This window comes from Rothia terrae, from assembly GCF_012396615.1.
Taxonomy (GTDB): domain Bacteria; phylum Actinomycetota; class Actinomycetes; order Actinomycetales; family Micrococcaceae; genus Rothia; species Rothia terrae.
Window position 1 is genome coordinate 23,085 of sequence record NZ_JAAXPV010000017.1, and the last position, 24,280, is coordinate 47,364.

General features: G+C 55.0%; 18 protein-coding genes. 4 read left to right on the forward strand and 14 right to left on the reverse strand.

The genetic code is table 11. The annotated features are described in order from the left end of the window. Positions 1–58 precede the first annotated feature (58 nt). The 7 genes from HF984_RS09355 to HF984_RS09385 form a co-directional block, all read right to left on the reverse strand. On the reverse strand, positions 59–304 hold the full coding sequence (locus HF984_RS09355; protein ID WP_210729685.1) for a hypothetical protein: 246 nt from the start codon (positions 302–304) through the stop codon (positions 59–61). Positions 305–410: 106 nt separating this feature from the next. Continuing rightward, positions 411–1,703 carry a glutamate-5-semialdehyde dehydrogenase gene (locus HF984_RS09360; protein ID WP_168615405.1) on the reverse strand — a complete coding sequence of 431 codons (1,293 nt, stop codon included), beginning with the start codon at positions 1,701–1,703 and terminating at the stop codon, positions 411–413. Positions 1,704–1,766: 63 nt separating this feature from the next. Beyond that, a complete protein-coding gene (proB, locus tag HF984_RS09365; protein ID WP_168615406.1) occupies positions 1,767–2,927 on the reverse strand; it encodes a glutamate 5-kinase in 1,161 nt (386 codons plus the stop codon). A gap of 94 nt (positions 2,928–3,021) precedes the next feature. Next, positions 3,022–4,593: a GTPase ObgE gene (obgE, locus tag HF984_RS09370; protein WP_168615407.1), complete on the reverse strand. Its 1,572-nt coding sequence runs from the start codon at positions 4,591–4,593 to the stop codon at positions 3,022–3,024. Positions 4,594–4,742: 149 nt separating this feature from the next. Continuing rightward, positions 4,743–5,000, reverse strand: a complete 258-nt coding sequence (rpmA, locus tag HF984_RS09375) for a 50S ribosomal protein L27 (RefSeq protein ID WP_168615408.1) — start codon at positions 4,998–5,000, stop codon at positions 4,743–4,745. Positions 5,001–5,051: 51 nt separating this feature from the next. Then, a complete protein-coding gene (rplU, locus tag HF984_RS09380; protein ID WP_168615409.1) occupies positions 5,052–5,363 on the reverse strand; it encodes a 50S ribosomal protein L21 in 312 nt (103 codons plus the stop codon). Between the two features lie 406 nt (positions 5,364–5,769). Further along, positions 5,770–9,186 carry an Rne/Rng family ribonuclease gene (locus HF984_RS09385; RefSeq protein ID WP_168615410.1) on the reverse strand — a complete coding sequence of 1,139 codons (3,417 nt, stop codon included), beginning with the start codon at positions 9,184–9,186 and terminating at the stop codon, positions 5,770–5,772. A 522-nt stretch (positions 9,187–9,708) separates the two neighbouring features. On the opposite strand from HF984_RS09385, the gene HF984_RS09390 reads away from it, so the two are divergent. Next, positions 9,709–10,353: a vitamin K epoxide reductase family protein gene (locus HF984_RS09390; protein ID WP_168615411.1), complete on the forward strand. Its 645-nt coding sequence runs from the start codon at positions 9,709–9,711 to the stop codon at positions 10,351–10,353. Positions 10,354–10,439: 86 nt separating this feature from the next. On the opposite strand, the gene ndk is transcribed toward HF984_RS09390, so the two are convergent. From ndk to HF984_RS09420, 6 genes are all read right to left on the reverse strand, one after another. After that, a complete protein-coding gene (gene ndk / locus HF984_RS09395) occupies positions 10,440–10,859 on the reverse strand; it encodes a nucleoside-diphosphate kinase (protein ID WP_168615412.1) in 420 nt (139 codons plus the stop codon). Positions 10,860–11,053: 194 nt separating this feature from the next. After that, positions 11,054–12,070: an LGFP repeat-containing protein gene (locus HF984_RS09400; protein WP_168615413.1), complete on the reverse strand. Its 1,017-nt coding sequence runs from the start codon at positions 12,068–12,070 to the stop codon at positions 11,054–11,056. 196 nt (positions 12,071–12,266) lie between these two features. After that, positions 12,267–12,728, reverse strand: coding sequence for a DUF4233 domain-containing protein (locus tag HF984_RS09405; RefSeq protein WP_168615414.1), 462 nt, complete (start codon positions 12,726–12,728; stop codon positions 12,267–12,269). After that, a complete protein-coding gene (locus HF984_RS09410; protein WP_375546046.1) occupies positions 12,729–14,150 on the reverse strand; it encodes a bifunctional folylpolyglutamate synthase/dihydrofolate synthase in 1,422 nt (473 codons plus the stop codon). A 1-nt stretch (position 14,151) separates the two neighbouring features. Continuing rightward, positions 14,152–17,454: an isoleucine--tRNA ligase gene (gene ileS, locus HF984_RS09415; RefSeq protein WP_168615415.1), complete on the reverse strand. Its 3,303-nt coding sequence runs from the start codon at positions 17,452–17,454 to the stop codon at positions 14,152–14,154. Between the two features lie 926 nt (positions 17,455–18,380). Next, the gene (locus HF984_RS09420) at positions 18,381–18,827 is read right to left on the reverse strand and encodes a precorrin-2 dehydrogenase/sirohydrochlorin ferrochelatase family protein (protein ID WP_168615416.1); all 447 of its coding nucleotides are present in this window, start codon (positions 18,825–18,827) and stop codon (positions 18,381–18,383) included. Positions 18,828–18,896: 69 nt separating this feature from the next. On the opposite strand from HF984_RS09420, the gene HF984_RS09430 reads away from it, so the two are divergent. Beyond that, positions 18,897–19,592 (forward strand): GNAT family N-acetyltransferase, encoded by a 696-nt coding sequence (locus HF984_RS09430; protein WP_210729687.1) that lies wholly within the window; start codon positions 18,897–18,899, stop codon positions 19,590–19,592. A 176-nt stretch (positions 19,593–19,768) separates the two neighbouring features. On the opposite strand, the gene nirD is transcribed toward HF984_RS09430, so the two are convergent. Continuing rightward, a complete protein-coding gene (gene nirD / locus HF984_RS09435) occupies positions 19,769–20,104 on the reverse strand; it encodes a nitrite reductase small subunit NirD (protein WP_168615417.1) in 336 nt (111 codons plus the stop codon). 159 nt (positions 20,105–20,263) lie between these two features. On the opposite strand from nirD, the gene nirB reads away from it, so the two are divergent. Together nirB and cobA are read left to right on the forward strand one after the other, a co-directional pair. Then, entirely contained in the window at positions 20,264–22,915 is a 2,652-nt protein-coding gene (gene nirB / locus HF984_RS09440) for a nitrite reductase large subunit NirB (RefSeq protein WP_168615418.1), read from the forward strand. A gap of 145 nt (positions 22,916–23,060) precedes the next feature. Then, positions 23,061–24,137, forward strand: coding sequence for a uroporphyrinogen-III C-methyltransferase (gene cobA / locus HF984_RS09445; RefSeq protein WP_168615419.1), 1,077 nt, complete (start codon positions 23,061–23,063; stop codon positions 24,135–24,137). Positions 24,138–24,280 lie beyond the last annotated feature (143 nt).

Sequence of the window (24,280 nt, forward strand, 5' to 3'; positions counted from 1 at the left end):
CCCTATACGAAATATTCGCTATAAAGTCGCGCCGAACCTGAGGTCTGTAGCGGTGAGCTTAGACGTGGTGCTTGCCCTGGTATGAGCGGATTGCTACCTGCTCATCGCGGTCCAGGCGGTCGGTTGCGGTGTGCGAGCGCACGATACCGCGACCTGAGAATGAGATGGTGACAAGGAGCATCGCCAGGAAGCCGACAGCGAAAAGGATGCCGAACCAGAAGGTGGGGATGCCGAAGAGCATGCGCTCGTGAGCACCTTCTTCAGCGGCTACGGTGCCCGCTGCAAGAATGAGTGAGTTGATCATGTGTCCTCCAGGAATAATCACGATGGTGTGCGTGTGAAACTACAAGCAATGCTACCGGGTTTTGAGTGGTTTTTCTGCAAAGCTCGTGAGGTGTTTGTGTGAGACTTTAGGCGCGTGCTTGCCAGTTTCCGCGCATAATCCATTTGGTGGTGGTGAGCTGCTCTAGACCCATGGGGCCGCGGGCGTGAAGTTTTTGTGTTGAGATGCCGACTTCTGCGCCGAGTCCGAGCTGGCCGCCGTCGGTGAATCTGGTGGATGCGTTGATGTAGACCGCTGCGGAGTCGACGGTGCGGATGAACGTTTCGGCGTGGGCGAGGTTGTTGGTCAAGATCGCCTCGGAGTGCCCGGTGGAGTACTTGCCGATGTGGTTGAGGGCTTCATCAAGTGATGCGACGGTTTTGACGGCTAGATCGAGCGAGCCGTATTCGGTGGCCCAGTCTTCGTCGGTGGCGTCGACTGCCTCTACGCCTCCGGGAAGGTTTTCGCGGGTTGCAGCGTCCACGTGCAGGGTTACTCCGGCATCGTTGAGGGCTTGAAGGGCGCGAGGGGTAGCCTCTGCGCCCTGCGCTAAGATCAGAGTTTCGACGGTGTTGCAGGTACCCGGGCGCTGGGTCTTTGCGTTCACTAAAATCTTGGCTGAGCCCTCAACATCTGCTGTGACGTCAACGAAGATGTGGCAGTTGCCCTCGGCTGTCTCAATGACTGGCACACGAGCGTTGTTCACCACTGACTGAATCAGCTGGCGGCCACCGCGGGGAATGAGCACATCGATGTACCCGCGCGCGACCATTAGAGCGTTCGCGCCGTCGCGTCCAAATTCATCGACGCTTTGCACAGTATCCATGGGCAAAGAGTTCTTATCCAGTGCATGACGGATGATGCCCACAATCGTCTCGTTGGTCTTCGCGGCCGCTGAGCCACCGCGCAACATCACCGTATTACCTGATTTGATGGCAAGACCAGCGATATCAACAGTCACATTCGGGCGAGCCTCATAAATTGCGCCGATGACGCCCATTGGTACGCGCACCTGAGTCATGTGCAAACCGTTATCCAAGGTTGCACCGCGCACAACCTCACCCACCGGATCAGGTAAGGCAGCTAGCTCTCGCAAAGAATTCGCCAGCTCCCCCACGCGGAGAGCATTGAGCATTAGCCGGTCAAGCATCGCTTCGCTCATACCGCCTGCGCGCTCGCGTTCAAGGTCTTCGGCATTAGAACGCACGATAATATCTGCCTTGTGCTCAAGGTCCTTTGCAATAGCTTCCAGCGCGTTGTTTTTCCAGCGGGTATCAGCCTTCGCTAGAATCCGAGAAGCTACTCGGGCGTCATACGCCATATCGGTAACCTTCTTGAGCACATCTGCAGGAACACTCACGTTAGCAGTCGTTGAACTCATCGTTATCGCTTTCTCCCAAAACTCATTCCTGTGATTCACAATACAACCTGTATTCTTCTAGTGCTAGCGGCGAATTAAAGCGATATTGTCAGCATGCACCAGCGTGCCATCATTTTCATCACCCAAAATCTGCACAATCTCCTCGGTATGCAAACCCACCATTTTCTGCGCCGCGGCTGCATCGTACGAGCTCAAACCGTGAGCGACCACCGTACCGTCCTCATCGATGATCTCCACTGGATCGTTAGCCTCAAAATTTCCATGCACCGCCACAACACCGGCAGCCAACAAAGAATTACGACGCGTCAATGCCGCTGCCGCCCCGCGATCGACCGTAATCGTGCCGCGAATATCGGCCAGATGCTCCAACCACAGCATATTCACCGCACGACGCTGACCGGTCGCATAAAACCAGGTTCCAACATCCTCACCGGCCAAGGCCTCGCGTGCCTTCGCCGCCGACGTCACCAACACCGGGATGCCGCTGGCCGCAGCAATCTGAGCCGCCTTCACCTTGGTGACCATTCCGCCAGAGCCCACACCTGCACTCCCCACAGAACCGATGCTCAACCCCGCCAAGTCCTGAGCGCCGCGAACGCGAGTTACTCGCTCACCGCCCTCATCAGGATGCCTGGTGTATAGCGCATCAACATCAGAAAGCAACAACAAGACATCAGCTTTCACCGCGTGAGCCACCAACGCCGCAATACGATCGTTATCCCCAAATTTCAGCTCGGCAGTAGCCACCGCATCGTTCTCATTGACAATAGGCATCACACCCAAATCAAGCAGACGCTCCAGCTGACGATGCACGTTGGTATACCTATCGCGCGCAATCAGATCCTGCACCGTCAACAACACCTGCGAAACAGTCACACCGTACCTGGCAAAAATATCCGTATAGCGCGTCATCAACAGGGACTGACCCACCGACGCAGCCGCCTGAGCAGTCGCCAAATCCTTAGGACGGCGCTTCAAACCTAAAGGCGCCAAACCGGCAGCAATCGCACCCGAAGAAACAAAAACCAGCTCCACATTCTGATGAGCCCGCTTAAACTTCGCCAACACATCAGAAATCGTGGCAATCGCCAGCTCATCCAACGAATTTTCAATGGACGTCAACGATGAAGACCCAACCTTCACCACAACGCGCATCGCACGAGGAATATCAGCGCGCTCCACCACAGCACCACGCTGCACCTTGCTACCGAACTGATCATTCATCCGCGGCTCCGTCCCGTCTTCACGTACAACAAATAACTACCGTCACACCTTCGGCATAACGGTAGTTATTCTACAGATAAATATTAAGTTCTACTTAAGAGTTGCCGCGCTCGCGTTCACGACGCTTCGCATCAACAGACTCAGTCCAAATACCCGCCTTGCGCTCAGCCTCAAGCTCCTCACGAGCAGCAGTCTTAGCGTCCATACGCTCCTTGTACTCGGCACGCTTTTCGGCGCGAGTGGGGCGAATAATCTCTTCAAGACGAGAGTCAGTGCCGCGCGGCGACGTCAGAAGCTCAGCGCCACCCACCATGGTGGGCTCCCAGTCGAAGACCACAGCGTCGGTTTCTTCACCGATCACCACGGCATCGCCGGCGCGAGCACCCATCTTAAATAGTTCATCTTCAACGCCCAAGCGGTTCAGACGATCCGCCAGGTAACCAACTGCCTCATCGTTATTGAAGTCGGTCTGCATAATCCAACGCTCGGGCTTCTCGCCAATCACGCGGAACAACGGCTCAAGATTTCGTTCTTCCTTACGGATAATGAATTCTTGCTTCTTCTTACCGCGCATTGCCTTGGGCTTGATAACCTCAACCTCGACCTTGGGAGCTTCAGCTTCGCGCTTAGCCTGCTCAGCGCGGTCCTCAGCCACCAGCTCAGCCATCGCAAAGCTCAGCTGACGCAGACCCTCGTGAGACGCCGTTGAAATCTCAAAAACGCGCAAACCGCGCTCTTCGAACATGGGACGCACAAAATCTGCAAGTTCGCGTGCCTCAGGAACATCGATCTTATTGAGGATAATCAGCTGAGGACGCTCGTGCAAAGGCACGGTCACACCGGCGGTGGGGTCTACCTCGTAGTTGGACAGCTCGTTCGCGATAATCTCGTAATCGGTAATCGGATCACGGTTAGGCTCAAGAGTTGCACAGTCAATCACGTGAGCAATAGCAGAGCTACGTTCCACGTGACGCAAGAACTGGTGGCCCAAGCCCTTACCTTCTGACGCGCCTTCAATCAGACCGGGGACATCCGCCACAGTGAAGCGGGTATCGCCAGCCTGCACCACGCCAAGGTTGGGAACCAGCGTCGTAAAGGGGTAATCGGCGATCTTGGGACGAGCAGCCGACAGAGCCGCAATCAGCGAGGACTTACCTGCTGAGGGGTAACCCACCAGAGCAACATCCGCAATGGACTTGACCTCAAGCACAACATCGCGTTCATCGCCAGGAGTGCCCAACAGCGCAAAACCGGGAGCCTTACGCTTGGTGGACGCCAAAGCAGCGTTACCAAGACCACCGTAACCGCCCTGGGCTGCCAGGTATTCATCACCAATGTTCACCAAATCGGCAAGAACATTGCCCTCACGGTCTTTAACCACGGTTCCCTCAGGCACTGAAAGAATCAGATCCTCGCCGTGGAAACCATGATGCATATCGCCGCGTCCAATATCACCGTTCGGTGCATGCTGATGCGGGCTGTGGTGGTATTCGAGCAAAGTGGTGGTCTGGCCGTCCACACGCAACACTACGTTGCCGCCATTACCGCCGTTACCACCATTGGGGCCGCCCAGCGGCTTAAACTTCTCACGGCGCACAGACACACAACCGTGCCCGCCGTGCCCACCAGAAATGTGCAACACGACGCGATCAACAAAGCTTGCCATACCGGGCGTATCTCCTTTAAAAATCTTTACTTCACGTTTACTTCGCCACTCAAGTGGACGGGAAAGAATGGGTATAACCCATTAAAGCGAAAGAGGGCTCGCACGTACAGATGTGCTCACCCTCTTTAGCGGTTTGCTACTGAGAAAAATTACTCAGCGGTTGCAAGAATGTTGACAACCTTGCGACCCTTACGAGTACCGAACTCGACCTGACCTGCTGCCAAAGCGAACAGGGTGTCGTCGCCACCGCGACCAACATTGTTGCCGGGGTGGAAGTGGGTGCCGCGCTGACGTACGAGGATCTCGCCTGCGTTAACAGTCTGACCGCCGTAGCGCTTAACACCGAGGTACTGGGGGTTTGAGTCACGGCCGTTGCGGGTGGAGCTTGCGCCCTTCTTATGTGCCATTTGTGCCTACCTTAGGTAAAAGATTGAATTAAAACTGATTCTAGACCGAAATTACGCGTTGATCGAGGTGATCTTAACGTTGGTCAGTTCTGCGCGGAAACCCTGACGCTTCTTATAACCAGTCTTGTTCTTGTACTTCTGAATAACGATCTTGGGACCGCGGAGGTCTTCGATCTTTTCAGCAGTTACCTTTGCAGAAGCCAGTGACTTAGCGTCTGCAGTAACCTTGTCGCCATCAACCAGCAACAGAACGGGCAGCTCAATGCTGTCGCCTGCTTCGCCAGCTACGCGATCAAGGGTAACGATGTCTCCAACGGAGACCTTTTCCTGGCGGCCACCAGCGCGAACAATTGCGTAGGACACTTGGGAACTCAATTCTCTTGACGTCTTTTTTAACAATGAGGATAAAGCGTTTTTACTGCGTACCAAAACGTGTACGGTTTGAGCCCTATCAAAGCGTTAGCTTTGACTTTCTCAAACTGCTTTTCAGGAGGTAATAACGCTCTCCTTACGGCTGAGCTTCCACCGTTCACAGAACGGTTTGTGCTCCACTGAACCCACGCTAACGTTTGCTTGTGAGAACAGCACCAGCACACTAGATTACGGGATGCTCGCCTATCGGGCAAGTAATCCCTGCTTCAACCCACCGGTTTTGCCTGGTTTGTGGGCAAAGACTCACTACGTCAGCCCCCCCCCCCCGCTGATGATGCCACATTAACGCTAAAGCGTCCCGCACCTACTCAGGTACGGGACGCTGTAGAGCTAAAAGCTACTTACCTTCGCGTTTGATCTCATCGGCTGCCACACCGACACCGAGCATAACCGGCGCCGAAACTTCTGCCGTCGGCTTAGTATCTGCGGCCACCTGGGCTGTTACCGATGACCCCTGAGTTGCCTCAGACTTCACCTCGGCTGCTTTAATTTCAACACCGGCACCAGCACTGGTTGCTCGACGCGAACGACGCTTGGGCTTAGCGGGTGTCTGAACTGCCTGGGTTGCGGTTGCAGCTGCCTGAGTGGATGACTCCACCTGGGACTCTTCTTCAACTTTCCCCGGGGTTGCTACACCGGTGACACCTTCAGTAACAGGCGCGTCCTGCGGCTGAACGTAGGCAGGAGCAGATGATTGTGAGCTAGCGCGTCGATTACGGCGCTTCTTACCTTCGGATGAGGAACGTGACTCACGCGCATCATCCTTGGAGCCCTTGCCCTTACCGCCGTTGCCATCACGCTCAGCCTGATCGTACTGGCGTCCTGCCTTCTGCGATGCTCGCGCACGAGCCTCACCGGCGCGGATAGCCTCAAAACGATCAGAGTTCTGAGTAAAGCGATCATCAACCTCGGGATCAACCGACGCGTCTGAACTCTCGTTCAAAGCCTCAGCACGAATCTCACGACGCTGCTTCTTACGAGCGGGCTTATCGCCCTTCTTCTCGAAGACCTGAGCCAATGACTCGAGAGTGAAATCGCCCTGCTCACCCTCGGTGATTTCGTCATCTGATTTATTGCCCTGAGGCAGCTCAATGACTTCATCACCAATGGTCAGCACGTTCTCTGCAGTAACCTGTGATTCGGCAGCAAGAGCCTCCTGCTCCTGGCGGCGGTTGTTCTTGCGACGCTTACGCTTGCGAGCTGACTTGGACTCAGTGACCTGCTCTTCTTCATCGTGGTGCGATGATGCGGCAACGATGTTAGCAAGTGCCGCGCGTCGTGCCTCATTACGCTGCTGATCCTGCGGATTGTCAGTCTCATCGTGATGCTGCGAACGGTTCTGGTGAGCCTTATGGTTGCGGAAGCGCTTGCGGTCTTCACGATCATGACGATGCATGAAATCGGCGGTGCCGCCACTACGACCCTTCAGCGGCTGATCGTGTACGAGGATACCTCGACCAGCACACGCTTCACAGGATTCTGAGAAGACTTCCAGAAGACCTGTGCCCATGCGCTTGCGCGTCATCTGTACCAGACCCAGCGAGGTCACTTCAGCGACCTGATGCTTGGTGCGGTCGCGTCCCAGGCACTCCACCAGGCGGCGCAGGACGAGGTCGCGGTTTGACTCGAGCACCATATCGATGAAGTCGATAACGATGATGCCACCGATATCGCGCAGACGCAACTGGCGAACAATTTCTTCTGCCGCTTCCAGGTTGTTCTTGGTGACAGTTTCTTCAAGGTTGCCGCCGCTACCGGTGAACTTACCGGTGTTGACATCAACAACCGTCATTGCCTCGGTGCGGTCAATGACCAGTGAACCACCTGAGGGCAGGTATACCTTGCGATCAAGAGCCTTGTGCAGCTGTTCTTCAACGCGGTAGTGGTCAAAGAGGTCATCGTTACCTTCCCAGCGCTGCAGACGATCAACGAGGTCAGGCGCAACATAGGTAACGTAAGCTTCGATAGAATCCCAGGCGTGTGAACCCTGCACCACCATCGAGGAGAAGTCTTCATTGAAGACATCACGAACAGTCTTAATAGTGAGATCCGGCTCCTGGTATAGCATCTCGGGGGCAAGCACCTTATTAGAAGTGGACTTCTCTTGGATATCTTCCCACTGCACGCGCAGACGGTTGATATCGTTCGTCAGCTCTTCTTCAGATGCACCCTCAGCAGCGGTACGCACAATAACACCTGCGCCCTCGGGAAGCTTATCCTTGAGAATCTTCTTCAGGCGAGCGCGCTCCACATCGGGAAGCTTACGTGAGATACCGGTCATGGAGCCACCGGGTACGTAGACCAGGTAGCGGCCGGGCAGTGACACCTGGCTGGTCAGGCGAGCGCCCTTGTGACCGACAGGGTCTTTGGTGACCTGCACGAGCACGGAGTCGCCGGGCTTGAGAGCGTTTTCGATTTTGCGCGGTGCGCCGTCCAAGCCGGTGACGTCCCAGTTGACTTCACCTGCGTAAAGGACTGCGTTGCGTCCGCGTCCGATATCAACGAAGGCTGCTTCCATGGAGGGCAGAACGTTCTGCACTTTACCCAGGTAAACGTTGCCGATCAGGGAGTCCTGCTGGGTTTTGGAGACAAAGTGCTCAGCGAGTACGCCGTCTTCGAGTACGCCGATCTGAATGCGGTCGTCTTTTTGACGGACGATCATCTGGCGGTCTACGGATTCGCGGCGTGCGAGGAACTCTGCCTCGGTGATGACGTGGCGGCGGCGTCCGGTTGCTCGTGATTCGCGGCGGCGCTGTCGCTTAGCTTCGATGCGTGTTGAGCCGCGGATGCCGGCTACGCGGTTTGAGGTGTGCGAGTCTGACACGCGCGGTGCGCGAACCTTAGTGACGGTGTTCTCGGGATCATCTGCATTACCGCCGTCGATTTCCATGTCTTCTTCACCACGGCGGCGACGGCGGCGACGGCGCGAGGTGACCTCGGTTTCGCCGGCGAGCTCGGCTGCTCGGCGTGCGCGACGTTCAGCGGCTTCTTTTTCTTGGCGGGCTTTGCGTTCTGCGCGTGTCTGCTCGATGACTTCTTCGAGTGCGGGTTCGTGAAAGAGTAGCGACGCGGATGCTGCGCGGGTGAGCTCAGCCAGCTTTTCTGCCTGAATTTCGCGCTGGGTTTTAGCGGTTTTCTCTGTTTCTTCGGCCTCTTCGGTTGAGTTGATGAGGTCGGCAAGCAAGAAGGCGTGCTCGTTGGCGGGGTTGGATGCGTCAACGCGCAGTTTCTGCAAAGGAGCGGGCTGGGGTTCCGCTTCAGCTGCTGAGGGCTGCTCAGCTTCGACCTGTTCGTTTTCTGACTGTGCTGGTGTAGAAGGCTGATTCTGCTCTTGCGCAGTTTCACCTTCAGATTCTGGCTGCTGAACCTGTGCATCTTTAGCATCGGTGATATCTGCGGTTTGAGCAACCAGCTGTTCACCGTTATCAGCTACCTGCTGACCCTGCGCGTCCTCAGCCTGCGCGCTACGGATCGTATGAGCAGCCGCATCCGCCTCTACAGAGGTTGTTTGCTCTGCAGCTGATTCGCCCTGCTCAGTCTTGGCGGCAGAATCAGGCTGCTCTGCGGGCACGGTAACTTCAGAAGCTACATCCTGAACCTCAACAGTACCGGTGCTCTGCGCCTTGCGGTCTGAAGACTTACGACGGGTGCGAGTGCGCTTTTTCGGCGCCTGCTCGGATTGCGTTGGTGTTGCGCTCTGCTGATCAGCCGACTCAACAGATTCGCCAACGCCCCCAAAATTATTATCAGACATATACGTATCTCCTGCCCTTTTGCGCTCCGCCCCGCACAAAAGAAGCATCTGGCGCTCAAAAAGTTCAAGCGCCGCTAACTAAAACCTAGGCTACTTCGCACATCTCGAGCCCGCATTGGAGCGAGTACCACGGGCATCTATTGCCCCGGGTGCAAAGCCGACGCGCGTACCGAGCTAGCGCATCGCGCGCCAGAACTTACAGTGAACAACCTTCGCCCCCGCCCACAATCGTCCTGGGGCGTCGTACGGTACGTTGTTCTATCGAAACAGCTTTCGTCGGGTAACTGAATCTTGCAGGCGGGCAAGAGGTTACCAGCACCTATTCTCTCATACCGTGAACTCTATTAACACCCGGTTGCGCTTTGGTACCTAAAAATTCTCCGTGAACAATCACTATGACTTCTCTATAAATTTGCCCACAAAACCGTTTGCGACCGGTGCAGTTTTCATGGAAGTGAGTACGATTGTGAATGAATTTATTTGTCCGTCATCAATTACTGCACATGAAAAAGGTAGAAATCCATGAGTGTTGCCTCAACCGAAGAAGATGGCTACATCGATTCGGAAGAATCCATTGACGTCCTGACCGAACGCACCGATCGCAGGCTCGGACCGCTGATGTTTATCACCGGCATCATTGCACTGGCAGCCTCATCCATGCTGATTTATGAGAAGCTTCAGATTCTCATGGACGCTAACCACCAGTCGGTGTGCGACCTGAATGCCCTGCTCAACTGCGGCACCGTGATGCGCCACTGGCAGGCATCAGTCTTCGGCTTCCCGAACCCTTATATCGGCCTGATTGGTTTCACCATTATTGTGACTATCGGTGCCGCTTTGATGGCTGGTGCCCGCTTTAAGAACTGGTTCTGGTGGGGTGCGCAGATCGGTGTAACTTTCGCCTTCTGCTTTATCCTGTGGCTGTGGTCGCAGACCACCTTCGTCATTAACGCTTTGTGCCTGTTCTGCATGATTGTGTGGATTATGACCATTCCCTTGTTTGTGAAGGTCACCGCCCGCAATATCGTTGCCGGTGTTATTCCTGCCCCCGCAGTACTTCGCCGCTCAGTCAGCAGCTGGTCATGGTTCACTGTCATCATGATTTACCTGCTGATATTCGGAATCATCTTCATCCGATTCTTCGATCAGATTATGTTCCTGCTGTAATTTATTCAGCACATGATCATGGGCCTGCCGAGTTCGCTCGGCAGGCCCATGAGTTTTAAGTTGTGGGCAGATGCAATGAGTCAGATTTAGTGCTGGTTGAACCAGATATCGATCTCGCGCTGAGCTGACTCCACAGAATCTGAGCCGTGCACTAGGTTTTTCTGAATATTCTCGCCCCAATCACGTCCAAAATCGCCGCGGATAGTGCCAGCGGGGGCAGTGGTGGGATCGGATGAACCCATCAATGAACGTGCGCCTTCTACCACGCGCTCACCTTCAAAGATCACGGCAACAACCGGTCCGGAGCTCATAAAATCAACCAGTGGCTGAAAGAAGGGTTTACCTTTATGCTCCTCATAGTGCTTCTCGAGTAGCTCGTGGCTGGGAGTGAGCATCTTCAAATCTGCGATGTGGTAGCCCTTGGTTTCAAAGCGGGCGAGCACGGTGCCAATCAGGTTGCGCTCTACACCGTCTGGCTTGACCAGAATGAGGGTACGTTCAGTCATGGTTTGTCCTCTTCATTGAGATTGACTTGGTTTATCTCACTTTACTCCACTTTTTTAGTCGGCGATTTATTTCAAAATGAAAGGACGCGGGTGTTCCGCTGCCTTGCCACCGGCACACACTTGCCATGGCAGGAAAAGACGGAAACCCGCGTCCTTATGTTCACCGTCTCTCAAGCTCACCCTGAGAGCGCTGGTTAGCGGATGCGTTGCACTCCCCCGTTAGCAGTCCATTTGAGCTGAGCGCCCGATGAGAAGCTGATGGTTGCTGAGCCGTCGGCATGGGTGGTTTCATCGCTGGTAGGGTACCCCAAAGTGCGGTAATTACCGGCTTTGAACCAAAAGTTGTACAGGGCACCCTTTGAGTTCATGGTGTGAGTACCGTACGTGGGATGCCACCAGATGCCGTATTCGCGACCACCGGAGGTGCGGAAGTACTGCACTACGGCCCCGCTTTCAGAAATCTCGTCGGTGACGGGATAACCGAAACGATCTTCGCCACCTTGTGCCTGCCACTTAGTGTAAATGCCGCCGTTACCTTTCACCACGTGGGTGCCGGTGTTCGCTGACCAGTAGATGCGGTTTTGCACTCCACCTTGTTGGAAGACTTGGAAAGCTCCGTAAGGGGTTACTTCTTCTTCACCTGTGGGGAAGCCAAAGGTGCCGGTGCCGCCTTCACTCGTGAAGCGTCCACCGATTGCTCCGCCTTCCCAGACCGTGTGCGGGCCAGTTGACGGTGACCAGTAAAAGGCATAGGTGCCTTTCCCGACCTTGTAAAACTTCTGCATGGCACCACCGGGAATATTGACCTCATCGAACAGAGGGTAACCGTAGGTAGATTCATAATCGCCTTGGCGGTAGGTATCACCAATCGCTCCATCGAAATCAACGGCAAAGGCACCGGTTTGAGGGCTCCAATAAATGATGTATCCATTATCGAACTGCTGACCGGCACCGCCGTCTTCTAGCGGCCATTCATCGGCAAGAGGCTCACCAAAATGAGCCTCACCACCGTGGGTTCGGAAATAGTCACCAATGGCACCGCGTAAGGTAACCTCGTAGTCATCGGCGGCGACGCGGGCAAGGTTCACCATCTGGGCAGTCGTCGTAAAACTAGGGTGTTGCTGTGGTTCTGCCTGAGCAGGTACGCCAGTGATAACTGCTGCGCCGAGGGAAAGCGCGAGCGCTCCTGCCAAAATTTTGGGGGACTTCATGTTGTATCTTTCTTGTGCTGACTCATGGTTCGTATCCATGCTGGGGAATTCGATGTACTTATTGTAGAGCAGGTTTGTCCCCCATTCTATGGAATGACCCACGAGATAGAGAAGTTCCTGAATTTCACCAGATGGCGTATAAAAAATGGCGGCAACTGGAAAGAACCAGTTACCGCCACAGGTGTACGCAATGTACTTATTGATTTTTGGCTGGCGCCTCTACGGGGTTGTTGCGTTCCCACTCTTCTTGTTCGCGTGCACGCTGAACGTTTTCGCGATCGAGCTTCTCACCGGTGTGCACCGCGTACCACCAAGCCAGCGCAAAGCAGACCCCGACAAAGAGCATCATGGGTACGACGAGGCCCACGAGAATAAGCAGGACTTGAAGGACCCAGCCCATGGTGTAGCCCCACTTGGTTTTGGTCAGTAAAGCGGGGGTTACCAAAAATGCCAGCACGAGTGCCAGACCAAGTACCCACACCAGGGTTTTGATCCAGGACGCATCGTTGAAGAACAGGCCGAAGGCTGCCAGGGTGCCGAAGAAAGCGACGAGCGCTTCTAGGGTGAGAACGGTGGATGCGAACATGACTTTGATGGATCGCATCTCTTTTTTCTTGCCCGGGTACCATTCTTGCTGTTTGCGAGTCAGGCGTGCCATTTAGTCTTCTTTCTTCTCTCCCAAAAGAACCACGGTATCTCCCACAACGGTGATGGATCCGGTGACCAGTACCGCTGAGCTGTCGTCTTCGGTACCGGCAGCTTCCATCGCGCTGCCCAGAGCATCGGGGAGCTTGTCGAAGGTGATGAGGTCATCTTCGTCAAAGCCCGCGTCGAGTGCGAGTTCTGTTAGACGCTCGGGGTCAATGGCTCGAGGCGAGTTGGATGCTGTGAGGTACAGTCGCGTTGCAAAGTCGGCGGAGTCGCGGTATTCCTCGCGCAACACCTCGAACATGGCAACGGCGTCTTTTTCTTCTAAGATACCAATGACAATGTTGACGTTGGAGAAGTTGAACGACTCTTTGAAGGCGGCTGCTGAGGCGCGCAAACCGTGCGGGTTGTGCGCGGCGTCCACGATGACGGTGGGGTTGGTGGATGCGACTTCAAGACGGCCCGGTGAGGTGACCTGCTCGAAAGCTGCACGTACCAGCTCATCGTTTAGCTGCTTCTCGCCCCCGCCCAAGAAAGCCTCCACAGCGGCGATAGCCACTGCGGCGTTCTCTGCCTGGTGGGCGCCAAAGAGCGGGACGGCCACGTTTTCGTAGGTGCCTGCAAGACCCTTGACGGTAACCATCTGACCGCCAACGCCACCAACCCGCGAGGTCGGAGCAAATTCCACGCCCTCAAAGCGGTACTGCGCGTCCTTGGATTGAGCAGCTTCAAGAAGAACCTCAGCTGCCTCGGGGTCTTGAGCTGCAGATACCAAGAAGCCACCGGGTTTAATGATGCCCGACTTTTCAGCAGCGATATCAGCCAGGGTATCGCCGAGCATATCGGTATGATCCAGCCCAATCGGAGTGACAACGGAAACAGCTCCGTCAGCCACGTTAGTAGCATCCCACACGCCGCCGATTCCGACTTCAAGCACCATCACATCAACGGGCTCGTCCGCGAAAATAGCGAATGCGAGCAGCGTTAAAGCCTCAAAGTAGGTGATGCGCGGCTGACCGTCTGCCTCAAGCTCAGCATCTACGATCTGCAGGTAAGGGGCAATCTCGTCCCAGATACGCACAAAGGTTTCATCAGCAACGGGCTCACCATCAATGCTGATGCGCTCGGTGACCTTGGAAATGTGCGGTGAGGTGTAGCGCCCTACGCGAATGTCGTGCGCCATGAGTAGGCGCTCAATCATGCGAGCCGTCGAGGTTTTACCGTTGGTACCGGTGATATGGATAACCGGGGCAGCCTTATTCGGCTCCCCCAAAATCTCGGTAGCGCGCTGCATCGCATCCAGGCGCGGAGCCATCTTGTTTTCTGGTGCGCGTGAGAGCAAATCGGCATACACCGATTCAACGCCGAAAGCGGCGCTAGGGTTAGCGCCGCTTTCGGGCTGCTCAAACACACCGGTGTTTGAATCTGACAAACTATGCCTTCTTTACATCGATGGTGGTCTCAGTTGCCTCAACATACTCGATGCTGTTGGCAAGGGTTTCACCCGCCACCAGTTCTTCATTCGAACGAACAGCGTCCAGGGTTGAAGCCGGTGCGTTGATGGTTGCCACGATTCGATCTGAAACGTTGAAGTCAGCGTCCTTACGAGCCTGCTGAATCGCACGAATCATATCGCGAGCGGTACCCTCTGCCTCAAGCTCGGGGGTCAGCGCGGTATCGAGCACCAAGAAGCCGCCACCGGGCAGAACAGAAACAGCGCGCTGCTGCTCGCCCTCGGTCTCAGCCACCACAGTCTCGAGCTCGTATTCACCCTCAACCAGCGGCATACCGCCGTCTACAGCGTTGAAGCCAACAACGACGGTACCGTCTTCCTCAACCTTCCAGTCACCGGACTTTGATGCCTTGATAGCAACCTGAACCTGCTTGCCCAGACGCGGGCCAGCGGCACGGGCATTGACCTTGAGCTGCTGTGAGATACCGAAGTCAGCAGGTGATACCTCTGAGGCATCCAGCAATTTAACGTGCTTGATGTTGAGCTCGGATGCGATGATGTGCTCGAAGATGCCAGCCAGCTGCTTGCCGCCAGCAACAGCCACGGTCAGGTTGTTCAGCGGCTGACGCACGCGCAACTTCTGCGCCTTACGCAGTGATGAACCCGCGGATGCGATGGAGCGAGTGGTCTCCATGAGCTCGATGAGCTCTGACTCGTCGGTGAAGTTCTCAACCGAAGGCCAGTCAGTCAGGTGAACTGAACGCTCGCCGGTGAGACCGCGGTAGATTTCTTCGCTCATCAGCGGCATCAGGGGTGCTGCAACCTGAGCCACGGTGGTCAGCGCGGTGTAAAGAACATCGAATGCGACGGTGTCTTCTTCGAAGAAGCGCTCGCGGGAGCGACGTACGTACCAGTTGGTTAGCGTATCTGCGTAGGTACGCAGGATTTCGCATGCCTTCCAGACGTCATAGTCGTCCATTGCCTCGGTAACGTCAGCAACCAGCTCACGGGTCTTGCCCAAGATAAAGCGGTCCATCACGTTATCTGAAGTGTAGCGCAGCTGAGCGTCGTAGCCTTCGCTATTATTTGCGCTGTTGGTGTAGAGCGCAAAGAAGTGGTAAACGTTCCACAGCGGCAACATGACCTGGCGAACGCCGTCACGAATACCCTGCTCGGTCACGCTCAAGTTACCACCGCGCAGAATGGGCGATGACATGAGGAACCAGCGCATCGCATCCGAACCGTCGCGATCCAGAACCTCTGAAACGTCCGGGTAATTACGCAAAGACTTCGACATCTTCTGGCCATCTGAACCCAGCACGATACCGTGTGAAATCACGTTCTTAAAGGCGGGGCGGTCGAAGAGCGCGGTTGCCAAAATGTGCAGGGTGTAGAACCAGCCACGAGTCTGGCCAATGTACTCCACGATGAAGTCAGCCGGATGGTGGTTGTCCAACCATTCCTTGTTTTCAAAGGGGTAGTGAACCTGCGCGTAAGGCATAGAGCCCGAGTCGAACCAAACATCCAGAACGTCTTCAACGCGGCGCATAGTTGACTTGCCGGTGGGATCATCGGGGTTAGGACGCGTCAGCTCGTCAATGAAGGGACGGTGAAGATCAGGCTCGCCCTTCTCGTTTAGCGGTAGGCGTCCAAAGTCAGCTTCCAGTTCAGCTAGTGAGCCGTAGACGTCGGTGCGCGGGTAGTTCGGGTCATCTGAAACCCACACCGGAATGGGTGAGCCCCAGAAACGGTTACGAGAAATTGACCAGTCGCGAGCGTTCTCCACCCACTTGCCGAACTGACCGTGCTTGACGTTATCGGGAATCCAGTTGATTTCCTCGTTCAGCTCGACCATGCGGTCTTTGAAGTCGGTAACCTTCACGTACCACGAGGTGATTGCGCGGTACACCAGCGGGGTGCGGCAACGCCAGCAGTGCGGGTAGGAGTGAACGTAGGACTTCTCACGGATGAGAGCGCCATCGTTCTTCAAAATGTTGATGAGGGTGCGGTTAGCTTCGAAGATCTGCACACCAGCAATCTCAGCTAACGGAGCGCCAGCTGCCAATGAGTCATCCTTGAACAAATCAAGGAACTTCGCACCCTCATCCATGGAAAGAATCACGGGAATGCCGTAACCTTCACAGACCTTCTGGTCATCTTCACCGTAGGCAGGAGCCTGGTGAACCAAACCGGTACCGTCAGTGGTGGTCACGTAATTAGCCACCAGAATCTGCCATGAGGTTTCGGTGCCGAACTTCTCGGTGTCGGTGAAGTAGTCCCACAGCGGTGCGTAGCGCACGCCCTCAAGCTGGCTACCGGTAAAGGTCGCGGTCACAGCCTCAGCAGCTGCAGCAGCGTCCTCAAAACCAAGATCCTTAGCGTATGCACCCAGCAGATCCTGAGCAATCAGGAACTTGCGTCCAGCGAAATCACCCTGTGCCTCAACCACAACATAAGAAACCTCGGGGCCAACAGCCAACGCCTGGTTAGTCGGCAAAGTCCAGGGAGTAGTAGTCCACGCCATCGCCTCAACACCAGCAAGGGCATCCACAGTCTCGGGATGCTTAGCCAACGACTTATCACCGGTGATCTTGAATGCAACGGTTACCGAAGGATCCTGGCGGTCCTTGTACACGTCATCATCCATACGCAGCTCGTGGTTAGACAGCGGGGTCTCATCCTTCCAGCAGTACGGAAGCACGCGGAAACCCTGGTAGGTCAAACCCTTATCATGCAACTGCTTGAACGCCCAAATCACAGACTCCATGTACTCAACATTCAAAGTCTTGTAATCGTTCTCAAAGTCAACCCAGCGAGCCTGACGGGTCACGTACTTTTCCCACTCATTGGTGTACTTGAGCACAGACTTACGAGCAGCAGCATTGAAGTTATCAATGCCCATCTCAATGATTTCCTGCTTGTCAGTCATACCCAGCTGCTTCATAGCCTCAAGCTCAGCAGGCAAACCGTGGGTATCCCAACCAAAACGGCGCTCAACCTTCTGGCCGCGCTGCGTCTGGTAGCGCGCCACGAGGTCCTTCACATAACCGGTCAACAGGTGACCGTAGTGCGGCAAACCGTTCGCAAAAGGAGGGCCATCGTAGAAAACAAACTCGTCTTCGCCGTTCTTACCAGCATCACGGTTATCAATAGATGCCTGGAAGGTATCATCCTTCTTCCAGTACTCAAGAACAGCTTCTTCAAGCTGAGGGAACTTCGGCGACGCCACAACGTCGCTCGCGCCAGTAGCGCTCGCCTTAGGATAAACAGGCTTGTTGGTCACTTTACGCCCTTAAGTCTCGTGCTTAAATTCGGGGTGCAAGGACGCGTGAACCCACACACAAGGTGCGGGTGGCACAGCGCGGTACCACCTTGCTTACTGACTTATCACTTGGGTGCACGAATCCCCTCAAGGCTCGTGAGAATCCTTGAGGGGGCTAGTGCGCACAAAGCATTATCAGTCGCTTCATGACTGCTGTTTCGGGCTTACCCGTTCGGTTCTACTGAGGCTGTATCTATTCCGCTTGCTCGCCCTCGTCGCAACGATTCGTGGGCGAAAAGCAGGTACGGCCTGTTCTTCCGAATTGCTCGCCGGTGATAGCCGGGTCGTTGCAACTGGTACCTAGTTTATGTGTTCTAAGCCTGAGTGTCTAACGTATTTGGAAGGCTCAACGCGGGGCAAAATCGCTCATTTAGTGAATTACACGCGTGTGAGTCCCATATCTTGTGCTGAGCGCTCTTGGATAACCCCAGATAGGGGGTTTAGGGGTTGGTGAGCTTTGACGAGATTCACTCAAATTACAATTGTTGAATTCGTGTTGAGCCATTGTGATAAACAGTTCTTTTACATTTAGGTTCACACATAAAAGCAGGAACATCATTACTTGACGTCGCAGGACGCGTGCCGCCAGCAGTCCCTCTCGCGGGGCTCGCAATCAAACATCAGTTTTTGAGTTCTCTTGTAGAGCTTCATCGAGATATTGGTGCTCAACTTCCCTCAAACGCCAGCCCCGAGCCAGTTGAGCACCAATACATCGTGAAGCTAAGCGCAGCAAATCTTTATCACCGGATCACTCGGTAGGCAGTTCGCATCGAGTATTTTCATGACGCCAGCTGACATCGGGACTGGCGTGAATCACAACCGAGCGCCCCAGCGCGAGAGTGCGAGAGGGACTGCTGGCGTCATGAGGATACTCGTGTAGCTGAACCTTATGAGGTATGGGAAAGAAAACCCGCAATTTCTCCCACCAGCCGCTTTGCTTTTTTGGGGTTGGCTTTGGCACTGACCGCCACTGTGATGTCTTCAAGGACGCGGTGCGCCATAAACCAGAAGCTTGAGTTCTCGGGTTGCCCACCCACCAGGCACCACACGCGGTGTGTTTCGCAGGCGTCCTTGATCTGTTGTTGCACGCGTGGGCTGTCGGTGTGGGCTACCACGAGCCACTTATCGGCGGCGTCCTTGGGGTCGAAAAAGCGGTGGTGCCAGATAATTTTCTGCTCGACGTGTAGTTGGTGCAGCTCCTCACTGATGTCTGGGGCAACTATGTGCACTAGGGCACCTTGCTCTTGTAGGGTGCGGACGCGCCGGGTAGCCACGACTCCCCCGCCAACAACCAGCACGTCTTTACCTTCAAGGTTTATGTTGACAGGTAGCATGGCCGGCTCCTTATCTGCGCGGTTGTTAGCATTGGACTCAACTCATTTTTTCATATGGAGGGAAAGAAGATGCCCCTGATTAATGTTAGTTACGCGGCGCAGGTTTCGGAGTCTCAGAAAGCTGAGCTGATTGCCGAGCTTACGAAAACGTATGCCCGTGTCATGGGTACTCAAGAGTCTTCGGTGTGGGTGATGCTCAATGAGGTTCCGCGCGCTGATTGGGGCGTTGGCGGTCAGTCGCTTGCGCACATGGACGTTCAGAAGTCTCAGCCCGAGCCCACTGTGAAGGTACGTCAGGCGACCAGTGATGATATGGCACGCTTAGCTGAAATTGAGGCGGAGTGTTTTCCGGCGGCAGAAGCAGCGTCCTTAGAATCGTTGTCCGCGCGCTTTAACGTTTTTTGGGATCATTTTTGGGTCCTTGAGGCTGACGGCGAAATCGTTAGTTTTATCAACGGAATGGTGACTGACTCCCCCGTTATTTTTGATGAGCTGTTTGAAGATGCCAATGCGCACACTCGTTATGGTGCTTACCAGAGTATTTTCGGCATTAACACTTTGCCTGACTATCGCGGACGCGGGTACGCGGCTACGCTGATCAATAAACTGATTGAGCAGGCGAGGGACGAAAAGCGCACCGGAGTGATTCTCACCTGTAAAGAGGAGCTGATTGGTTACTACTCTCAGTTCGGTTTTGAACTCGATGGCGTATCTGATTCAACTCACGGTGGCGCGCGCTGGCACGATATGACCCTTCACTTTTAGTAAGGGGACGGCTAAAACTTTGGTGCAAGGCTTCCGCTTAGAGTCGCGTCAACACTATTACAGATTGTGAAGCACTACGTCAGACACACCATAACTAAAATTTTGATGTTTTAGCATACACAAAGACCCGCCTAACAGTCGATGTTGGGCGGGGCTTTTGAAGTCTGTGCAGGCGTTTAGGCGGTCGCTGTCATGTAGACAACGCCGTCTTCTACAGAGGTTTCGTAGACGGGCAAAGTGAAGTCTTTGCCTGAGAGGCATTTGCCAGTTTCAAGGTCGTAGACCTCTTTGTACAGGGGTGCAGTCACGGTGTGCTTACCGTCTTTCTCCCCCACGATTCCGCGCGCCATCACCAGTGCTTCGCTGGCGGGATCCTTGTGGTCGGTCACGAAAACGGCGCCGTCTTTGACCAGAAATACTGCGTACTGGTGGTCGCCAATCAGCGCGACTTCGCCCCAGTTGGTTTCAAGATCGCTGACGTTGCATACACGCTGAAGGTTAGTCTCTGCCATGTTCTTTCCCTTGTGTGTGAGTGAGTTTTCCAGTTTCAAGTATGACTGATTATGTGGTCATAAGTTGGTATTATCGCATTATTGATACCAATAATTAGTTTGCTGATTCCCACACCACTTTTTGGCAGGCTAAGTACTCACACATTAGGTAGATAAAGAATGGTTAACACTGTGAAAGAACCTCGCTCAGGTCGCAAGATTCTTGTTGTCGGCGGTGGCCCCGCTGCGTGGCGTTTTGTTCGCGCGATTCACGGCGAAGGTCTGGGTGAAGACACGGTTACGGTTCTCATGGATGAGCCGTTCGTTCCCTACGACCGCGTAGCCCTTGAACAGATTTTTAATGACACCGAGAAAGATTTGACTCTCGGTGAGAGCACCCTGTGGGAGCAGCCCGGCATCGAGCTTAAGCTCAACACCCGCGCGTCCGCTCTTGACCGCAAAAATCAGACTGTAACCACTACCAGTGGCGAAGTTTTCCCCTACGACGAGCTCGTTCTGGCTACCGGCTCTCGCGCTGTTAAGATTCCGATTCCCGGCGCTGAGGCAGCTCACGTTTTCCGTACTATCAACGATGTTCGCACCGTTGTTTCTGAGATGGATCGTCTGACCAAGAAGCTTGGACGCGCTCCTAAGGGCATTGTTGTTGGTGGTGGCTTGCTCGGTCTGGAGGCTGCTGAGGGTCTTAAGCACCTTGGCGCTGAGCCGACTATTTTGGATGTTGCTCCCTGGCTGCTGTCCATTGAGATGGACCAGGGCGGTGGCCACGCAGTCAACGCGCAGATTGAAGCTACCGGTATCGGTGTTGAGACCGGTTCATTCATCTCAACCATTAACCGCGATAACGCTGGCGAAGTTGTCTCCGTTTCTGTTGCTAACGGCATGGGCGATGAAGCCGATGTTCGCGTCATTGATGCTGATATCGTCATGTTCGCTGCCGGCATTCGCCCCAACGATGATCTTCCCCGCGAAGCTGAAATGCGTATGGGTGAACGCGGCGGTTTAGTGGTTGCCGACAACTGCCAGTCTGAGGACGAAAACATTTGGGCTATCGGTGAGGTCGCTTGCGTTCTAGGCCGTACCTGGGGTCTTGTTGCTCCTGCTAACCAGATGGCTGAGGCTGTCGCCAAGAACCTGATGGGAGGCAATGAGACCGTTGAAGAGTTCGATATTGCAACCAAGCTGAAGTTCGATGGCGTTCAGGTTGCTGGCTTCGGTGATCGTCGCGCAACCACTCCCGGCGCACTTGAGGTGCTTTTTGCAGACCCGGCCCGCGGTATGTACCAGAAGATCGTGACCACCGCGGACGCTAAGACCCTACTCGGTGGCGTCTTCGTCGGCGACACTGCTCCCTTCGACTCACTCAAGCCTTTGCTCGGTCGTGAGCTTCCCGCAGAACCTGCTGCCTACCTGACCGCAGCTGGTGGTGGCGACGGCATTCCCGATACCGAGCTTCCCGACGACGCCATCCTGTGTTCCTGCAACAACATCGACTTCGGCACTATCCGCCAGTCAATCGTTGACGGCAATCAGGACGTCGCATCCATTCAGAAGGCAACCACCGCTGGTACCCAGTGCGGCTCCTGTGTTCCCATGATTCAGAAGACCCTCAAGCAGCAGATGAAGAAGATGGGCATGACCGTCTCCAACGCGCTGTGCGAGCACTTCGGCTTCTCACGTGCGGAGCTCTTTGCAGCTGTTAAGGCAGTGGATGGCCTGGACGACTTCTACTCGGTACTCGAGCGCTTTGGTCAAGGCGAAGACGGCTGTGCAATCTGTAAGCCCACCGTTGCGTCCATTCTCGCGTCAACCCGCAAGTCATACGCTCTTGACGGTGGCCGCGGTACCCTGCAGGACACCAACGACCGTAACCTGGGTAATATGCAGAAGGACGGTACCTACAGCGTCATTCCGCGTATCCCCGGTGGCGAAATCACCCCCGACAAGCTGCTTGCCTTCGGTGCTGTAGCTAAGGAATACGGCCTGTACACCAAGATCAACGGTGCTCAACGCATCGGTATGTACGGCGCTCGTTTGGAGCAGCTGCCCGAGATTTGGCAGAAGCTCATTGACGCTGGCTTCGAGTCAGGTCAGGCGTACGGTAAGTCACTGCGTAACGTGAAGTCCTGCATTGGTAGCTCATGGTGCCGCTTTGGTGTTCAGGATTCAGTGAAGATGGCTATCGACACCGAAAACCGCTACAAGGGCTTGCGTTCACCGCACAAGTTCAAGCTGGCTGTTTCTGGCTGTAACCGCGAATGTGCTGAGGCTCAGGGCAAGGACATCGGTCTGATTGCAACCACCAACGGCTGGAACCTGTACTTTGCCGGTAACGGCGGTGCTAACCCCGCCCACGGTCGCCTGTTTGCTCAGGATATCGATCAGGAAACCGCCTACAAGTACATCGACCGTTACCTGATGTACTACATCCGCACCGCAGATAAGTTGCAGCGTACCGCTCGCTGGGCTGAGGATCTTGATGAGCAGTTCGGCGATGCGATTGAGCACCTGCGTTCGGTGATCATCGATGACTCACTGGGTATTTGCGCTGATTTGGATGCTGATATGCAGTACCACATCGACAACTATGAGGACGAGTGGGTTGCTACGTTGAAGGATCCCGAGCGTCTGAAGCGCTTCCGTGCATTCGTCAACCAGCCTGAGGCTCAGGATGAGGCGTCACGCCTGTACGTTCTTGAGCGTGACCAGATTCGTCCGGCAACTCCCGAGGAACTGGCAGCGGCTGATGCTGAGGACGCTGACGGTCCGGTTTTGATTACCGGCGCTAAGATTCCTGTGGGCGCTCCCGCATAAACATTTGTTACATAAATTTCAGATGTGAACAGTGAAAGGTCGGGCTTTTACCCTTTTCACCTGCCGTGGTGTACTTGGGTAGAGCCCGACTTTTTGCACAGTGGCACGGCGGTGTTGTTCGTGCCCATGAAAGGTTTTGAGAACTGTGTTTGTTGATCTTGATGTCGCCGATTCGCTGGTTTTGCTGTGCGGTGAATCTGAGCGCACCGCGCGTGTGGCACATAAGTACGGTGCGGCGGCGTCCGTTATTCAGTGCCCGAGTGTAGATGGCTTGGAGGGCGCTGCCGCTTTGCGTCCTGCGCTGGTGGTTATCTGTGCGGATGCGCGTGAGGACGCCGGTGCGCTTGCTGTGGCTGATTGGCGTTCGGCTATAGCTGAGGTTCTGCCAGGAGTTGTGGTGAGCGTTGACCGCGAGGCTCCCCTGGGTGAGACGGGTACTGTCTTTTTGATTGGTGCAGGACCCGGCACGCCCGGTTACATGACTGCGCGCGCGTTTGAGGCGCTGGCCGCGTCTGATGTTGTGCTGATTGACCATTTGGCACCAACCGCTGACATTGAGGCATGGGCACCGGGTGCAGAGATTATTGATGTGGGTAAGGTGCCCGGTGCGCACAAGGTGCCGCAGCGCGAGATTGATCAGATGATGATTGATTACGCGTTGGCTGGTAAGAATGTGGCGCGCATGAAGGGCGGTGACCCCTACGTGTTTGGTCGCGGAACTGAGGAGCTGTACGTGTGCGAAAGCGCCGGGCTGAACGTTGAGGTTGTCTCCGGTGTGACCTCATCGATTGCTGTGCCCGCTAGCGCGAAGGTTCCGATGACTTTGCGCAAGGTGTCGCATATGTTCACTGTGGTGTCTGGTCACGCTGAGCTGTCTGATATTGAGCTGGATCATCTGGCTGGTTTTGTGAAGTCCGGTGGCACGATTTCGCTGTTGATGGGTGTGCGCACGCTCCCCCATACGGTGGCTGGTTTGCTGGCGCGTGGCGTCCGCGAGGATATGCCGCTGGGCACGTTTGAGAATGTGTATCGCGAGAATGAGCGCGTGCGTTACTCGACGTTGGCACGGGCAACCGAGGAGCTGTCAGATGTGAATCCGCCTGCTATCACTGTGATTGGTGATGTTGTGGATGCCGGCAACGCCGAAGGTGAGGACGCGACAGCCCGCCGCGACGCGCTTTTGCAGCTGGCACTGAGTGAGGGAAGGGATAAGAAGGCGTAGATAGTCTTCTGAATCTATGAGGCTTATTCAAAAGTAGGAACACACCCACACCCCACCAACTAGACAACGGCCCCACCAGCGGCAAAAATAAGAGGATTAAATCACTACAAATAACCTCAAGCCATACCGGAAGAACCGTTGCT

Excerpts from the sequence above, each read along its gene's own strand:
- HF984_RS09390 (WP_168615411.1), top strand. The coding sequence starts at position 9,709 with ATGAGTGTTGCCTCAACCGAAGAAGATGGCTACATCGATTCGGAAGAA.
- HF984_RS09385 (WP_168615410.1), bottom strand. The coding sequence starts at position 9,186 with ATGTCTGATAATAATTTTGGGGGCGTTGGCGAATCTGTTGAGTCGGCT.
- HF984_RS09405 (WP_168615414.1), bottom strand. The coding sequence starts at position 12,728 with ATGGCACGCCTGACTCGCAAACAGCAAGAATGGTACCCGGGCAAGAAA.
- ndk (WP_168615412.1), bottom strand. The coding sequence starts at position 10,859 with ATGACTGAACGTACCCTCATTCTGGTCAAGCCAGACGGTGTAGAGCGC.
- HF984_RS09430 (WP_210729687.1), top strand. The coding sequence starts at position 18,897 with ATGCCCCTGATTAATGTTAGTTACGCGGCGCAGGTTTCGGAGTCTCAG.
- HF984_RS09420 (WP_168615416.1), bottom strand. The coding sequence starts at position 18,827 with ATGCTACCTGTCAACATAAACCTTGAAGGTAAAGACGTGCTGGTTGTT.
- rpmA (WP_168615408.1), bottom strand. The coding sequence starts at position 5,000 with ATGGCACATAAGAAGGGCGCAAGCTCCACCCGCAACGGCCGTGACTCA.
- proB (WP_168615406.1), bottom strand. The coding sequence starts at position 2,927 with ATGAATGATCAGTTCGGTAGCAAGGTGCAGCGTGGTGCTGTGGTGGAG.
- HF984_RS09355 (WP_210729685.1), bottom strand. The coding sequence starts at position 304 with ATGATCAACTCACTCATTCTTGCAGCGGGCACCGTAGCCGCTGAAGAA.
- nirB (WP_168615418.1), top strand. The coding sequence starts at position 20,264 with ATGGTTAACACTGTGAAAGAACCTCGCTCAGGTCGCAAGATTCTTGTT.
- obgE (WP_168615407.1), bottom strand. The coding sequence starts at position 4,593 with ATGGCAAGCTTTGTTGATCGCGTCGTGTTGCACATTTCTGGTGGGCAC.
- HF984_RS09400 (WP_168615413.1), bottom strand. The coding sequence starts at position 12,070 with ATGAAGTCCCCCAAAATTTTGGCAGGAGCGCTCGCGCTTTCCCTCGGC.
- nirD (WP_168615417.1), bottom strand. The coding sequence starts at position 20,104 with ATGGCAGAGACTAACCTTCAGCGTGTATGCAACGTCAGCGATCTTGAA.
- HF984_RS09360 (WP_168615405.1), bottom strand. The coding sequence starts at position 1,703 with ATGAGTTCAACGACTGCTAACGTGAGTGTTCCTGCAGATGTGCTCAAG.